The organism is Pseudomonas sp. RIT623 (genome assembly GCF_004519305.1).
In the GTDB taxonomy this organism is placed as follows: Bacteria; Pseudomonadota; Gammaproteobacteria; order Pseudomonadales; family Pseudomonadaceae; genus Aquipseudomonas.
The window spans coordinates 21,467-36,892 of sequence record NZ_SOZA01000022.1 but is presented as its reverse complement, the minus strand read 5'-3'; the positions used below and the strand labels follow the sequence as shown (position 1 = coordinate 36,892).

Here is a 15,426-nt window from a genome sequence, read left to right as displayed (position 1 = left end):
AAGCTGTTACTGTACCCCGAACCAAGCCCAACGCCCTCTGGATCGGATGCCGACTTGATACGTCCCCTCCTGCTGTCACTCAGCCTGGCCTTGAGCTTCCCCGCCGTCGCGATGGTGAGCGAAAGCCACGGATACGCGCAGTTCGGCACGCTCAAGTACCCGGCCAGCTTCACCCATTTCGACTGGGCCAACCCGCAAGCCCCCAAAGGCGGCACCTTGCGGGCCATGGCCTTCGGCACCTTCGACACGCTCAACCCTTACACCTTCAAGGGCTCGAGCCCAGTCACCACGCCTAATTTCCTGCAGTACGGCATCAACGAGCTCAACGAGCCGCTGATGGTCGGCACCGGCATGTACGACCCCTCGGGCGACGAACCCACCTCCAGCTACGGCCTGATCGCCCGCTCGGTCGAGTACAGCGAGGACCGCAGCTGGGTGGTGTTCAACCTGCGTCCCGAGGCGCGCTTCCACGACGGCGTGCCGATCACCGCGCAGGATGTGGCGTTTTCCTACCGCACCCTGCTCAAGGACGGCCACCCGATCTACCGCACCAACCTGCAGGAGGTAGCCCGGGTCGATATCCTCGGCCCGCTGCGCATTCGCTTCGTGTTCAAGCGCGCCGGCAACCCGCTGTTGATCCTGCGCCTGGGCGAGATGCCGGTGCTGCCCAAGCACTACTGGGCCAAGCGCGACTTCAAGGCCACCACCTTCGAGCCACCGCTGGGCAGCGGCCCCTACCGCGTCACCGAGGTGCAGCCGGGCCGGCGGCTGGTGTTCGAGCGGGTGAAGAACTACTGGGGCAAGGACTTGGCGGTGAACCGCGGCAAGTACAACTTCAACCGCGTCGAGTACGAGTTCTACCGTGACGCCACCGTGGCCTTCGAGGCGTTCAAGGCCGGTGAATTCGACATCTACATCGAGCACCAGGCCAAGAACTGGGCCAACGGCTACCAGTTCCCCGCCGTGCGTCGGGGCGAGGTGATCAAGGCGCAGATCCCGCACCAAATCCCCACGCAAACCCAAGGCCTGTTCATGAACAGCCGCCGCGCCGCGTTCAGCGACCCACGGGTGCGCCAGGCCCTGGGCCTGATGCTCGACTTCGAGTGGACCAACCGCGCCCTGTTCAACGGCGCCTACCGCCGCGCCACCAGCTACTACCCCAACAGTGAGTTCAGCGCCAGCGGCCTGCCTACCGGCAAGGAGTGGCTGCTGCTCAAGCCGTTTCGCGACCAGTTGCCCGAGAAACTGTTCACCCAGCCCTACCAGGTCAGCCATACCAACGGTAGCGGCATCAGCCGCCAGGCCCTGCGCCAGGCCCTGGACCTGTTCGCCCAAGCCGGCTGGAAGCTCAACGGCCAACGCCTGGCCGACAGCAAGGGCCAACCGTTCAGGATGGAGCTGCTGCTGGTCAACCCGAACCTCGAACGCATCCTGCAACCTTATGTCGAAAATCTGGCCAGCATCGGCATCGATGCGCGCTTGCGCACCGTGGATCGGGCCCAGTACAAACAACGGCTCGACCAGTTCGATTTCGACATGATCCTGATGACCCTCAACCAGACCCTGAGCCCGGGCCTCGAGCAGTGGCTGTATTTCCACTCCAGCCAAGCCGCCACCAAGGGCAGCAAGAACTATGCTGGCGTGAAGGACCCGGTGGTCGACCACCTGCTCGACACCCTACTCGCCGCCCGCAGCCGCGATGACCAGGTGGCCGCCGCCCGCGCCCTGGACCGCGTGCTCTCATGGCAGTACTACATGATTCCCAACTGGTACCTCGACAATCACCGCCTGGCCTACCGCAACCGGTTCGCCTTCGTCGCCACCCCGCCCTACACGCTGGGGCTGAACAGTTGGTGGATCAAGAAGACTTCGGAGAAAGCCAAATGACGCCCACCCTGCGCCACCTGGCCGCCAGCCTGCTGCTGGCTTGCCTCACGCTCCCGGCCGTGGCCGCCCCGCAACACGCCCTGACCCTGTACGACGAGCCGCCGAAGTACCCGGCCAACTTCAAGCACTTCGAGTATGTGAACCCCGACGCGCCCAAGGGCGGCACCTTCCGCCAGTCCAGCTTCGGCGGCTTCGACAGCCTCAACCCGTTCATCAACAAGGGCGTGCCCGCCGAAAACATCGGCAGCATCTACGACACCCTGATGCGCCAGAGCCTGGACGAGCCGTTCACCGAGTACGGCCTGGTGGCCGGCAAGATCGAAAAGGCCCCGGACAACAGCTGGGTGCGTTTCTACCTGCGCCCCGAGGCCCGCTTCCACGACGGCCACCCCATGCGCGCCGAAGACGTGGTATTCACCTTCAACGCCCTGATCAAGGACGGCGCGCCGCTATACCGCCAGTACTACGGCGATGTCGCCGAAGTGGTCGCCGAAGACCCGCTCAGGGTGCTGTTCAAGTTCAAGCACGGCAACAACCGCGAGCTGCCGCTGATCCTCGGCCAACTGCCGGTACTGCCCAAGCACTGGTACGAAGGCCGCGATTTCAACCGCGGCAACCTGGAAATCCCGCTGGGCAGCGGTCCCTACCAGGTCACCGAAGTGAAGGCCGGTCGCTCGATCCGCTATGAACGGGTCAAGGACTACTGGGCCAAGGACCTGCCGATCAACCGCGGCCTGTTCAACTTCGACGTGATGACCTTCGATTCGTACCGCGACAACACCGTCGCCCTCGAAGCGCTCAAGGCCGGGCAGTTCGACTACGCCCTGGAGGTGAGCGCGAAGAACTGGGCCACCGCCTACGACGTGCCTGCCGTGCGCGACGGCCGCCTGATCAAGGAAGAGATCCCCAATGGCAACCCGGTGGGCATGCAGGGTTTCATCTTCAACCTGCGCAAGCCGCTGTTCCAGGACGTGCGTGTGCGCCACGCCATCAGCCTGCTGATGGACTTCGAATGGACCAACAAGCAGCTGTTCAACGGCGCCTACACCCGCACCGACAGCTACTTCGAGAACTCCGAGATGGCCGCCAGCGGCCTGCCCACCCCGGCCGAGCTGAAGATCCTCGAGCCACTGCGCGGCAAGGTGCCCGACGAGGTGTTCAACGGCGCCTTCCACAACCCGGTCACCGACGGCAGCGGCATGATCCGCGAGCAGCAGCGCCAGGCCTACAAGCTGCTGCAGGAGGCCGGCTGGAAGATCGTCGACGACAAGATGGTCGACCAGAACGGCAAGCCGGTAACCATCGAATTCCTGCTTGCCCAGACCCAGTTCGAGCGCGTGCTGCTGCCATTCAAGCGCAACCTCGCCGACCTGGGGATCAACTTCGAGCTCCGCCGGGTGGACGTGTCGCAGTACATCACCCGCCTGCGCTCGCGCGATTACGACATGATCGTCGGCGGTTTCGCCCAGTCCAACTCCCCCGGCAACGAGCAACGCGAGTTCTGGTCCAGCGCCGCCGCCGACAACCCCGGCAGCCGCAACTTCATCGGCCTGCGCGACCCGGCCATCGACCAGTTGGTGGAGCAGTTGATCAACGCCGACTCGCGCCAGAGCCTGATCGACCACTGCCGCGCCCTGGATCGCGTGCTGCTGTGGGGCTACTACGTGATCCCCAACTGGCATATCAAGACCTCCCGCGTGGCCTACTGGAACCACATCGGCCACCCGGCCAAGTCGCCCAAGTACGACGTCGGTATCGACACCTGGTGGATCAAGCCCGATGTCACTCCCGCGGTAAGCGAAGCCGCCGCAGCGGACGAGGCCCACTGACATGCTGGCCTATATCCTGCGGCGCCTGCTGCTGATCATCCCCACCCTGTTCGGCATCCTGATCATCAACTTCATCATCGTCCAGGCCGCCCCCGGCGGCCCGGTGGAGCAGATGATCGCCAAGCTCGAAGGCTTCGACGGCGCCACCAGCCGCATCGCCGGCGGCGGCGCCGAGGTGTCGGTGGCCGGTTCCAACTACCGTGGCGCGCAAGGGCTGGACCCAGCGCTGATCGCCGAGATCGAGCGCATGTACGGCTTCGACAAGTCGGCGCCCGAGCGGCTGTGGATCATGGTCAAGAACTACGCCCAGCTGGACTTTGGCAACAGTTTCTTCCGCGACGCCAAGGTCATCGACCTGATCGCCGAGAAGATGCCCGTGTCCATCTCGCTGGGGCTGTGGAGCACGCTGATCATGTACCTGGTGTCGATCCCCCTGGGGATCGCCAAGGCCGTGCGCCACGGCAGCCACTTCGACGTGTGGACCAGCTCGGCGATCATCGTCGGCTACGCCATCCCCGCGTTCCTGTTCGCCATCCTGCTGATCGTGCTGTTCGCCGGTGGCAGCTACTTCGACTGGTTCCCGCTGCGTGGGCTCACCTCCAACAACTTCGACGAGCTGAGCACCACCGGCAAGGTGCTCGACTACTTCTGGCACCTGGTGCTGCCCATCACCGCCCTGGTGATCGGCAACTTCGCCACCATGACCCTGCTGACCAAGAACAGCTTCCTCGACGAGATCAACAAGCAGTACGTGGTCACCGCCAAGGCCAAGGGCCTGAGCCGCACCCGCGTGCTCTACGGCCATGTGTTCCGCAACGCCATGCTGCTGGTGATCGCCGGCTTCCCCTCAGCGTTCATCGGCATCTTCTTCACCGGCTCCCTGCTGATCGAGGTGATCTTCAGCCTCGACGGCCTGGGCCTGATGAGTTTCGAAGCGGCGATCAACCGCGACTACCCGGTGGTGTTCGGCACCTTGTTCATCTTCACCCTGCTCGGGCTGGTGGTGAAGCTGATTGGCGACCTCACCTACACCCTGGTCGATCCGCGCATCGACTTCGCCAGCCGGGAGCACTGACATGGCCCTCTCTCCCCTCAATCGCCGGCGCTTCGAGCGTTTCAAGGCCAACCGCCGTGGCTGGTGGTCGCTGTGGTTGTTCCTGGTGCTGTTCACCCTGAGCCTAGGCGCCGAGTTCATCGCCAACGACAAACCCATCGCCGTGCGCTACGACGGCGAGTGGTACTTCCCGGCCTTCAAGCGCTACCCCGAGACCACCTTCGGCGGTGAGTTCCCGCTGGAGGCCAACTACAAAAGCCCGTACATCCGCGAATTGCTGGCCAAGAAAGACGCCTTCGTGCTGTGGGCGCCGATCCCCTACAGCTACCAGAGCATCAACTACGACCTGAAGGTGCCCGCCCCCGCGCCGCCCTCCACCGACAACCTGCTGGGCACCGACGACCAGGGCCGCGATGTGCTGGCCCGGGTAATCTACGGCTTCCGCATCTCGGTGCTGTTCGCCCTGACGCTGACCATCGCCAGCTCGATCATCGGCGTGATCGCCGGCGCCTTGCAGGGCTTCTATGGCGGCTGGGTCGACCTGGCCGGGCAGCGCTTCCTGGAGATCTGGTCCGGCCTGCCGGTGCTGTACCTGCTGATCATCCTCGCCAGCTTCGTGCAGCCCAACTTCTGGTGGTTGCTGGGCATCATGCTGCTGTTCTCATGGATGAGCCTGGTGGACGTGGTGCGCGCCGAGTTCCTCCGTGGGCGCAACCTTGAGTACGTGCGCGCCGCCCGCGCGCTGGGCATGCGCAACGGCCCGATCATGTTCCGGCATATCCTGCCCAACGCCATGATCTCGACCATGACCTTCATGCCGTTCATCCTCACCGGCGCCATCGGCACCCTCACCGCCCTGGACTTCCTCGGCTTCGGCCTGCCCGCCGGCTCCCCTTCGCTGGGCGAGCTGGTGGCCCAGGGCAAGTCCAACCTGCAAGCCCCCTGGCTGGGCATCAGCGCCTTCGCCGTGCTGGCGGTGATGTTGAGCCTGCTGGTATTCATCGGCGAATCCGCCCGCGACGCCTTCGACCCGAGGAAATGACATGAGCCAAGACACCCTGATCGAAGTCCGCGACCTGGCGGTGGAGTTCGTCACTGGCGAGCAGGTCAACCGCGTGGTCGACGGCATCAGCTTCGACATCCGCAAGGGCGAGACCCTGGCCCTGGTCGGCGAAAGCGGTTCGGGCAAGTCGGTGACCGCCCACTCGATCCTGCGCCTGCTGCCCTACCCCCTGGCGCGGCACCCGAGCGGCAGCATCCAGTACGACGGCAAGGACCTGCTGCACCTGGGCGAGAAGCCCATGCAGCGCATTCGCGGCAATCGCATCGCGATGATCTTCCAGGAGCCGATGACCTCGCTGAACCCGCTGCACAGCATCGAGAAGCAGATCAACGAGATCCTCTTGCTGCACAAGGGCCTCACCGGCAAGGCCGCCACGGCGCGCACCCTGGAGCTGCTGGAGCTGGTCGGCATTCCCGAGCCGCAGAAGCGCCTGAAAGCCCTGCCCCACGAGCTGTCCGGTGGCCAGCGCCAGCGGGTGATGATCGCCATGGCCCTGGCCAACGAACCCGAACTGCTGATCGCCGACGAACCCACCACGGCGCTCGACGTGACCGTGCAGTTGAAGATCCTCGACCTGCTCAAGGAGCTGCAGGCGCGCCTCGGCATGGCCCTGCTGCTGATCAGCCATGACCTCAACCTGGTGCGCCGCATCGCCCACCGCGTGTGCGTGATGCAGTGCGGCAAGATCGTCGAGCAGGCCGATTGCGCCACACTGTTCAGCAAGCCGCAGCATCCGTATACGCAGATGCTGATCAACGCCGAGCCCAGCGGCGCACCGGCTGCGAATGCCGAAGGCGCGCCGTTGCTGGAGGTGAAGGACCTGAAGGTGTGGTTCCCGATCAAGAAGGGGCTGCTGCGCCGCACCGTGGACCATGTGAAGGCCGTGGACGGGGTGAACTTCAGCCTGCCCCAGGGGCAGACGCTGGGCATCGTTGGCGAGAGTGGCTCGGGTAAGTCCACCTTGGGGCTGGCCATCTTGCGATTGATTTCCAGCCAGGGCGGGATTCGCTTCCACGGGCAGAATCTTGAGGGGCTGAACCAGAAGGAAGTGCGGCCTCTGCGGCGAGAGATGCAGGTGGTGTTCCAGGACCCCTTTGGCAGCCTGAGCCCGCGCATGTGCGTGGCGGATATCGTTGGCGAGGGGTTACGGATTCACAAGATCGGCACGCCGGCCGAGCAGGAAGCGGCGATTATCGCGGCGTTGGAGGAAGTGGGGCTGGATCCGCGGACGCGGCATCGGTATCCCCATGAGTTTTCCGGCGGGCAGCGGCAGCGGATTGCGATTGCGCGGGCGTTGGTGTTGAAGCCGGCGTTGATTCTGCTGGATGAGCCGACCTCGGCGCTGGACCGGACGGTGCAGCGGCAGGTGGTGGAGCTTTTGCGGAATTTGCAGGTTAAGTACAACCTGACTTATCTGTTTATCAGCCATGACCTGGCAGTGGTCAAGGCGTTGAGTCATCAGTTGATGGTGATCAAGCATGGGCAGGTGGTTGAGCAGGGGGATGCGGGGGCTATATTTCATGAGCCGCGGCATGGGTATACGCGGCAATTGCTGGAGGCGGCGTTCTTGGGCACGAGCTCGGTTGTCTGAAGCAGCATGGGCTACGACCTGCCTGGGAGTGGCCGGTATATCACCGATTTATAGACATGCACCAAAACGGACAGTGGAGACCTCACAGGCATAATTAGCCCGAAACAAACTGTAGGAGCCGGCTTGCCGGCGAAGCACCGCGCGGGCGGCGCTCGATCTCAAGAACGCTATAAAAACACCGGCAAGCACCTGGTGGCCCTCACTCGATATCCAGACATGTGCCACCAGGTCAGCGCGCAATTCTGCTTATGCACATCCAGCAGTGTGGCGCTTAGGAGCCTGTCTTGGGACCGCATGACGGCCACCAAGTGCCTGCCGACAGGTTTGCAGCGCCCATGAGATCGAGCGCCGCCCGCGCGGCGCTTCGCCGGCAAGCCGGCTCCTACGTTAGTTTCGGGCCAGTTATGTCTGCGCCGCCGCGGCTGTGCGCCTTGTTCGCATTACGCGGATCGGCGTTGATTCAGGTGCAGATACCGCCGGTAGAGCCTCGGACGTTGCACTAGGGCTTTAGTCATTTGTTGGCAGGGCTGACGCAATCGCGGGGCAAGCCCCACACCACAGTGGGCAAGACCCGGTTCTACCAGGGCCAAGGGCAGACCAACCCGCTGTTCTGCATCGAGCCCGGCATCCCGTGCCAGCATGCGCGGGACCAGGCCTCGGAATTGATGGGCTGCGTGTGCGACCTGACCATCAGCGGGATCATGGAGGAACGACCGCAGATGCTGTGGGCGGCGTATTACCTGAGCGCGCTGGCCAAGGCGCTGATGGATGATGCGGAGTTGGGGATGAAGCACTGACTTCACAAGTAACGCGGGTCCTGTGTAGGAGCGGCCTTGTGTCGCGAAAGGGGTGCGAAGCAGCCCCAGCACTCTTCGCAACACACCAGAAACCAGGGGCCGCCTTGCGGCCCTTTCGCGACACAAGGCCGCTCCTACACGGGCTAGGCTTGGCGGCATAAATTCGGGATATATCCATGGCATGTCATATCCGCCGCGCTCAGCGCGAAGACGCAGAAGCCATCAGCCGCCTCGTGATCGCGGCGCTGCGCGAATCCAACTCGCAGGATTACCCGGCAGAGGTGATAGCCCAGGTAGAACAGAGCTTTTCACCAGCGGCGGTCAGTGTATTGCTCGATAGCCGAGTGGTATTCGTGGCGGTCAAGCAGAACCATCTGCTGGGGACGGCAAGCCTCGATGGCGAGGTTGTCAGGACAGTGTTTGTCGCGCCCACCCACCATGGGACAGGTATCGGCAGACTACTGATGGAGACCATCCATACAGCGGCGATCAAGGCAGGCGTCACGGCGTTGCGCGTGCCTTCGTCCATTACTGCCGAGGGGTTCTACGCACGCTTGGGTTATCAGAAGCTACGCGACGAATTCCACGGTGGGGAGCGCACCATCATCATGGAAAAGCCCGATCTATCCCAGCAGGGCGCACCCACCTAGTATTCCCGGGGCATTACCGTATGCCGCAACCCCCAAATCGCCCGCCTCGATGCAGACCATAGCCCCAAGGCCGTCAACCACAACACAAACACCCCGTCACCAATGGCTGATCCGGATCATTATCGACAAAGGTAACCACCACCCCCATGCCCACCTGCAACTGCGGGGTTGCGCACTGCCAATCGGTCGCCACTGGCAGCCAGCAACTGCTCTTGTCATCGAACCAGCCATCGGGGTCCCAGGGCAACTGCACCTTGACCCTTGCCAGGCCCCTCTCCCTGCGGGCCACTTCATCCTCCAACGCCAGCACCACGGCGGTCTGCCCATCCGGCACCTGGGGCTTGCTGTGCACCACCGGCGGGCGGTAAAGCACGCCCCACGGCAACACCGCCTGGCCATCGGCCAACACCAGCACATGGCCCTGGGGGCTGTGCTGGAAATAAAAACGGATACCTGCTTGCTCGCACAAGCGCTGCATGAAATGCAGATCGGTCTCGTCATACTGGGTGCAGTAGTCCAGCTCGGGGTAGCACGCGCCGAGCTCGAAGCGATAAGCATCACCGACGATACCGTGCTCCTCCAGGATCAAGGCGACGATCTTCGGCACCGACAGCCGTTGATAGATCCTGCGGTTGATACGGTGGCGCAAATAGGACAAGTGCGGCACGAGGGCCAAGTGGTAGCGTGTCGAACGCGCCCCCCGAGGACGTTGCGCGATATGGTAGATCCGTCCGTGAATGCCCTGGCCACGCGGGTCAAAGCTGAAATACGCCGCGCGGTCGACATAGCCTTGCAGCTTCGCCTCTGGCCACTCGCTGGCCAGCTCCAGGTTGAAGAAGTACGGCCTGTTGGCCACCTCTTCCCCGGTGTAGCCAAGCACCTGGAAAGCATGCGCCACACCTTCGATGGTCAAACTCAAGTGGGTCTTATGGGCTGGGCTGAACATCCGCTGTTCTCCTCCTGCATAAGATGGGTGAGGCACGCGAAACCAGCACCCCGCCGCGCAGGACAGCCGGGCGCCGAGGGGCGATGCTTCGCGGGATGCTTGAATCAACAGGCCGCGCACGCGCTGCCCGGGCCATACCGGCCTCGAGCAGCTGGCGGCACCTGGGCTCAGCTCAAACGCCGCTCTTGACCTTGGTCCAGACCCGGGTACGGATCCGCTCCAGCTTCAACGGCAGCGGCTCGAGCGGAATCAGCGTGGCGACCGTCTTCTTGTCGGGGTAGATCCACGGGTTGTCCCGCAGCACCTGCTCGACGAACTGGGTGGCGTCCTTGTTGGCGTTGGGGTACAGCGTGTGGTTGGAGGTCTTGGCGATCACTTCCGGGCGCATCATGTAGTTGATGAACGCCATGCCTTCCTTGGGATGCGGCGCATCCTTGAGCAACACCAGGTTTTCCGACCACACCAGCGCGCCTTCGCGCGGCAGGCTGTAGCTGATCCTGCGCCCGGTGTTGTTCTTCTCGTTGAGCGCCTGCGCGGCCAGCGCGCCGTTGGCCCAACCCACCACCGCGCAGATATTGCCGTCGGCCATGTCGGTGTCGATGCGCGATGAGTCGAAATACAGCACGTAGGGGCGGATTTTCAGCAGCAGCGCTTGGGCCTTCTGGTAATCCTCCGGGTTAGTGCTGTTGCTGGGCAGGCCGAGGTAGTTCAGGGCAATCGAGATGATCTCGCTGGGCGAGTCGAGCATGGCCACGCCGCACGACTTCAGCTTGCTGATGTTCTCTTCCTTGAAGATCAGGTCCCAGCTATCCACCGGCGCCTGGTCGCCCAGGGCCGACTTGACCTTGTCGACGTCGTAGCCGATGCCGGTGGTGCCCCACAGGTAAGGCACCGCGTAGCGGTTGCCGGGGTCGTTGACCGCCAGCTGGGCGAGGATATCGGGGTCGATATGCGCGAGGTTGCCCAGTTGCTCGCGGTCCAGCGGTTGCAGCACGCCGGCCTGGATCAGGCTGGGCAGCACATTGGAGGTGGCCACCACCACGTCATAGCCGGTGCGCCCGGCCATCACCTTGCTCTGCATGATGTCGGCACTGTCGAAGGCATCCATGTGCACGCGGGTGCCGGTTTCCTGCTCGAAGGCCTTGGGGGTCTCTGGCGCGAGCAGCCCGAACCAGTTGTACAGGTGCATCGCCGGCTGCGCGGCGGCGGCCGTGGTGCTGATGGCCGTACCGAGCAGCGAAGCCGCAAAAAGGGTTCGCAAACGTGATCTTCTCATGCAACATCCTTATCCAAAGCATGTATCTTCTGGCCCTTCCTGGGCCCAGACAGCGACTATACCGGGCATGCTCGCAGAGTAAATACCCAAGAATACTTAGCCCTGACCCACGACTCCCTAACCCAAAAGGGGTAGAAAATGCCGTTCGACCTACATGGACTGGCCTGGCACCGATCGATCGGCAAACTCATCCTGCAACTGGACCGCCCCGCATTCTGGAGTTCACTGGTGCGGGTCTTGAACGAGTACGTGCAGATCGACAACTGGGTGGTGCTGATCTTCAGCCACCAGCAAGTGGAAGTGGTGAGCTTTCCCGAAGTGGCGGATGCGCAAGAGGTCGATGCGCTCATTCATCGCTACGTGAAGGGGCTGTACCTGCTCGACCCGTTCTACATCGCCAACCGCGAGCAGCCGCAGAGCGGCTTTTTCCACCTGCTGGATATCGCCCCGGAATACTTTCTCGACACCGAGTACTACCACCAGTATTTCGCCCAATATATTTCCACCGACGAAGCGCAGTACAACGTCCAGCTCGACGCGGACAGAACCCTGTGCCTGTCCATTGGCAGCAAGACCCGCTTCAGCCAGGAGCAGATCACCGTGCTCGACCTGATCAAGCCCTGGGTGACCGCGCTCATGCGCCAGCGCATGAACTTTGAAGTCGATGGCGAGAAGAACCTCGGTGAACCGCCGCCCTGGCAAGCAACACTCGCCCAGCTCGGCACCCAGATCACCACCCGCGAAAGCGATGTGTTGCGCTTGTTGCTCAGTGGTTTTTCCAACAAGGAAATCGCCGGCAAGCTGTCATTGTCGACGGAAACCATCAAGGTCCACCGGCGCAACCTCTACGCGAAGTTGAACATCAAGTCGCAGTCGGAGCTGTTTGCCCGCTTCTTCATGGCCAGGCAGGAAACGCACCCGGCCAGTTGACCTCAGCGCTTGCCCAGCAGGGCCTGGCGCTCGCGCCAGATCTCCTGCACGAACGGATCGGTGACGCCGTACAGGCCATGCCCGCGGCGGATGATCAGGTTGGCGGCCAGCAGGTCATTGGCCACCGGCTGCACCTCCTCCACGCGCACCTCGCGCCCGACGAACCTCGAATACTCCGCCGCCGCCTCGCTGGAAAACACCCCGCGGGTCTCGCCATCTACCGAGGCGATGCGGGCGAAGATGGCCTGGGCCAGCACACCCAGCTCCTCGACCTTCATCAGCTCCAGGTCCGCCGCCGCCGAACGCAGGGTGGCCGCGATCACTGGCAGCACCAGATCCGCGCCGGAGCTCAGGCTTGGCGAATGAATCAACTGGCGCAAGGCACGGATGAATTCCTCGGGCCGGCTGCCCAGGGTGGCGAACGCCTCGCTCGCCACCGCCAGCGACGGTAGGTTATCCAGGCCATCGGCCGCAAGCCGTTCGAGCCAGAACGCGACATAGTCCTCGCCCAGCACCGGGTAGGCCACGTTGGTCGCGCCGGCGAACGCCTGGTTACGCCGAGCAGTCAGTTCGTTGACCATCGCCCGGTGCGAGCCGGTGCCGATGAACAGGAAATGCCCCGCCGGGGCTGGCCGCGGGTTGATGGCGTCACGCGCGGCCTTGAGCGCCAGCATCATCTGCTGGCCGTCCTCGGTGGTGATGGCGTGCTGCACTTCGTCGACGATCAACACCACATTGGCCTTGGCCTGGTCCACCACCTCGCCCAACGCCTGGGCCAGCGTCACGCCGCCCGCTTCGCCCAGGGTGTCGAGGTTGAAACCGAACTTGAAGCCGGCCAGTTCCACCTCGGCGCCGCGCAGGGCCCGTAGCCGCTGCATGAACGACGAGGCAGGGGTCTGCAGTTCGTGCAGGGCCTTGCGCACGGCGGCCAGCACCAACTTGACCGGGCTGGTCTGGGTATCGCTCCACAGGTCGACGTAGATCACCAGCGCGCCCCTGGTCTCCAGCGCGGGGATCAGGTCGTTCTTGAGGAAAGTGGTCTTGCCCGTGCGCCGTAGGCCAGACAGGAATAACCCGGAGCGCAGGCCGATATCCAACGCGGACGGCTCGAGCAGCTGTCGCGCCATGTCGGCGGCCAGTTCAGGGCGCAGGAAGATGTCAGCCATTGGATTACCCCAAATTATTCGTTGCCAATAATTATTGGCGTGGAATAATTCCATGTAAAGTCACGGTTGCCACACCTGCACGGTGATCCAACCCGCCAACCCGAGCAACCACCGGGCAACCACCGGGCAACCACGCCATGACTCATGGGTACGCCACCGCTGCCGTTGCGCCAGGCAGGTCGATGCATGCAGCACCCTGGCCAGGGTGAACAGCCCGCCCAACCCTGTAATCAACGCTGCCAGCGTCTCGAGCGACACCAGGCCGGCATAGACCGCCAGGCCCGCGCGCATGCTGTGGACCTTGCAGCTCTTGATCACGATGCACTACAGCCGCCCCATCGACACGAATACCAGCGTGAATTGCGCTAGAGCGCCCGGAGCCAGTACGCCAAGCCTCTGCCTTGCATGGACAGGGCCTGTTCATCAGCGATATTGTTCCCCCGCAACTTCCCTCTCATTGCCGGGCGGAACGTACAGGGAGCAGAACGCATGTGGGTACTGGGCAAAGGACAAAAACCCTTCCTTGAGCTTTTACGAAACCTGTCCATACAGTTCATCATCACCAGTTTCATTGCCTTGCTGGCATACAAAGCCGGACACGCCTTCGATACCCACAGAAGTGCCGATGGATGGGTGTTGATCTTTGTGCTGTCGGTGTTGAGCGCGATCCTGGGACTGGCCGTCATCGCCAACTTGAAGCCGTTCTTCGCCGCCTTCATCCACGATGAAGCCGCCGGTTTTCACGCGCACAAGGCAAGTTTGCCGGACATGCCGCGCGGAGCACGGTTCAAAAGTTGCGCCCTGTTCCTCGTCAAGCAGTGCAAACTCGCCCTTTTTGAATCTGTACTACTCGTGCTGGGCATTTATCTTGCTTCGATCATTGGGCTTTTTGTTGCCATCAACAGTGCGGCCAGCGCCTTTGGCAAATGACCCCATCCTGATCCGGGCGCTCATGCGCGCAGGCCTGCATGGTTTTACCGTACAGACTAGGTTAACGTGGCGCCCCCTTTGCAGACCATCCAAGGAGAGCCCGTGTCTGACACCTTCTACAACGCGCCGCAAACAGAGCGCACCTTCCCCACGCAAGAAGCCGAACAAGCGCCTTTCTACGTGGTTTCTCGCGGCAAGTTCCTCACCCTGTTCATTCTCACCTTCAGCCTTTACCAGTTGTACTGGGCCTACAAGAACTGGAAGCAGTACAAGCTCAGCAGCGGTGAAAACCTGTGGCCGGTCGCCCGGGCGATCTTCGCCATTTTCTTCACCCATGCGCTGTACCGCGCGGCCGATGCCCGTCTCAAGCGCGATGGCCGCGACATTCACTGGCCGCACCGCAGCCTGGCGACCCTGTTCGTGGTGATGCTGATCATCAGCAATATCATCGACAGCCTGGTGCGCAAGAATATCGGCTACCCGATGCTGGATGCCGTCAGCCTGGCAATGCTTCCGGTCATGGGCTGGATCACCTGGCTCGGCCAGCAGGGCCTGAACGCCGCCGCAGGTGACCCGCAGGGCCAAAGCAACGCCCGTTTCACGGTGCTCAACTATGTCTTCATCGTGCTGGGGGCCGCGCTGCTGGCGCTGGCATGCTTTGGCTTGACGCTACCGCCGGAGTGATTGGCGGCTTTCAATCCGCTCGCGGCTGTTCTCAGAACAGCCCGCCCACGGTCAATGTGGCCCCGCCGCCGGCCTGCACCCCAGCGTTGAACCCCAGCGAAAAGATCACGCCCTTGGCCGAGCGCAACAGGCGCGGATAGATTTCCAGGGGCGGGATTGCCCCGCTGCTACCCAGCGCCGCAGTCCCCAGGATCAGCAGCTTGGGGTCGAGGCCGAACAAGACGCCTGAGCCAGCACCACCGCCGACCAGGCCCAAGCCGGCCTCGAAGAACACACAGCCGCCCTTGAAGTCGTCACGCGTCAAGCCTCCGCGCGCAGCGACCGAGTCCGCCACCAGCACCGCACCGATCGCCGGGAAGTCTTCGTTCGCCCCCGCCACGCCAACGCTGCGCCCCCGCACCTGCAAGTTGATCTTGCCGATACGCGGCAGACGCGCGCCAGCGCCCGCGCCAAGGCCAAGCGAGCCGTAGCGGAACTGCTGCTCGACCTTGCTGGGATCGGTCAGGGTCAGCAAACCCGCGGTGCCAGCGGCGCACATCACGGTCAGCCCGCCACCGCTGGCCGTCTTGTATCTCCAGTCGCTGACACTCAAGGGTAATGTGATCTGCATGTGAACCTCCTTG

15 protein-coding genes are annotated in these 15,426 nt (G+C 63.2%); 10 read left to right on the top strand and 5 right to left on the bottom strand.

Going from position 1 to position 15,426, the window contains the following annotated elements; all coding sequences use genetic code 11:
- The first annotated feature begins 111 nt into the window (after positions 1–111).
- The 7 genes from E3U47_RS15710 (at position 112) to E3U47_RS15675 (ending at position 8,871) form a co-directional block, all read left to right on the top strand.
- Entirely contained in the window at positions 112–1,887 is a 1,776-nt protein-coding gene (locus E3U47_RS15710; protein ID WP_134692643.1) for an extracellular solute-binding protein, read from the top strand.
- Positions 1,884–3,716 carry an extracellular solute-binding protein gene (locus tag E3U47_RS15705; protein ID WP_134692597.1) on the top strand — a complete coding sequence of 611 codons (1,833 nt, stop codon included), beginning with the start codon at positions 1,884–1,886 and terminating at the stop codon, positions 3,714–3,716. The genes E3U47_RS15710 and E3U47_RS15705 overlap by 4 nt, the downstream gene beginning before the upstream one ends.
- 1 nt (position 3,717) lies before the next feature.
- Complete coding sequence (locus E3U47_RS15700; RefSeq protein ID WP_038706480.1) at positions 3,718–4,791, top strand: microcin C ABC transporter permease YejB; 1,074 nt, start codon at positions 3,718–3,720, stop codon at positions 4,789–4,791.
- Between the two features lies 1 nt (position 4,792).
- Complete coding sequence (locus tag E3U47_RS15695) at positions 4,793–5,812, top strand: ABC transporter permease (protein WP_134692596.1); 1,020 nt, start codon at positions 4,793–4,795, stop codon at positions 5,810–5,812.
- 1 nt (position 5,813) lies between these two features.
- Complete coding sequence (locus E3U47_RS15690; RefSeq protein WP_134692595.1) at positions 5,814–7,424, top strand: ABC transporter ATP-binding protein; 1,611 nt, start codon at positions 5,814–5,816, stop codon at positions 7,422–7,424.
- Positions 7,425–7,984: 560 nt separating this feature from the next.
- Positions 7,985–8,221 carry a DUF3077 domain-containing protein gene (locus tag E3U47_RS15685; RefSeq protein ID WP_256660293.1) on the top strand — a complete coding sequence of 79 codons (237 nt, stop codon included), beginning with the start codon at positions 7,985–7,987 and terminating at the stop codon, positions 8,219–8,221.
- A gap of 176 nt (positions 8,222–8,397) precedes the next feature.
- The gene (locus tag E3U47_RS15675) at positions 8,398–8,871 is read left to right on the top strand and encodes a GNAT family N-acetyltransferase (protein WP_134692593.1); all 474 of its coding nucleotides are present in this window, start codon (positions 8,398–8,400) and stop codon (positions 8,869–8,871) included.
- Between the two features lie 73 nt (positions 8,872–8,944).
- Here E3U47_RS15675 and E3U47_RS15670 read toward each other — a convergent pair whose 3' ends face one another.
- Positions 8,945–9,817: a contractile injection system protein, VgrG/Pvc8 family gene (locus tag E3U47_RS15670; protein WP_134692592.1), complete on the bottom strand. Its 873-nt coding sequence runs from the start codon at positions 9,815–9,817 to the stop codon at positions 8,945–8,947.
- Positions 9,818–9,989: 172 nt separating this feature from the next.
- Complete coding sequence (locus E3U47_RS15665) at positions 9,990–11,093, bottom strand: polyamine ABC transporter substrate-binding protein (RefSeq protein WP_134692591.1); 1,104 nt, start codon at positions 11,091–11,093, stop codon at positions 9,990–9,992.
- Between the two features lie 138 nt (positions 11,094–11,231).
- Here E3U47_RS15665 and E3U47_RS15660 point away from each other — a divergent pair, with 138 nt between their 5' ends.
- Positions 11,232–12,023: a response regulator transcription factor gene (locus E3U47_RS15660; RefSeq protein WP_134692590.1), complete on the top strand. Its 792-nt coding sequence runs from the start codon at positions 11,232–11,234 to the stop codon at positions 12,021–12,023.
- Between the two features lie 2 nt (positions 12,024–12,025).
- Here the strand turns inward: E3U47_RS15660 and E3U47_RS15655 are convergent, their stop codons facing one another.
- Together E3U47_RS15655 and E3U47_RS15650 are read right to left on the bottom strand one after the other, a co-directional pair.
- Positions 12,026–13,189, bottom strand: a complete 1,164-nt coding sequence (locus tag E3U47_RS15655; RefSeq protein ID WP_134692589.1) for an AAA family ATPase — start codon at positions 13,187–13,189, stop codon at positions 12,026–12,028.
- 60 nt (positions 13,190–13,249) lie between these two features.
- Positions 13,250–13,507: a hypothetical protein gene (locus tag E3U47_RS15650; RefSeq protein WP_134692588.1), complete on the bottom strand. Its 258-nt coding sequence runs from the start codon at positions 13,505–13,507 to the stop codon at positions 13,250–13,252.
- Between the two features lie 171 nt (positions 13,508–13,678).
- On the opposite strand from E3U47_RS15650, the gene E3U47_RS15645 reads away from it, so the two are divergent.
- Together E3U47_RS15645 and E3U47_RS15640 are read left to right on the top strand one after the other, a co-directional pair.
- The gene (locus E3U47_RS15645) at positions 13,679–14,119 is read left to right on the top strand and encodes a hypothetical protein (protein ID WP_134692587.1); all 441 of its coding nucleotides are present in this window, start codon (positions 13,679–13,681) and stop codon (positions 14,117–14,119) included.
- Between the two features lie 102 nt (positions 14,120–14,221).
- The gene (locus E3U47_RS15640) at positions 14,222–14,803 is read left to right on the top strand and encodes a hypothetical protein (RefSeq protein WP_134692586.1); all 582 of its coding nucleotides are present in this window, start codon (positions 14,222–14,224) and stop codon (positions 14,801–14,803) included.
- 31 nt (positions 14,804–14,834) lie between these two features.
- Here E3U47_RS15640 and E3U47_RS15635 read toward each other — a convergent pair whose 3' ends face one another.
- A complete protein-coding gene (locus E3U47_RS15635; protein ID WP_134692585.1) occupies positions 14,835–15,413 on the bottom strand; it encodes a hypothetical protein in 579 nt (192 codons plus the stop codon).
- Between the last annotated feature and the right edge of the window lie 13 nt (positions 15,414–15,426).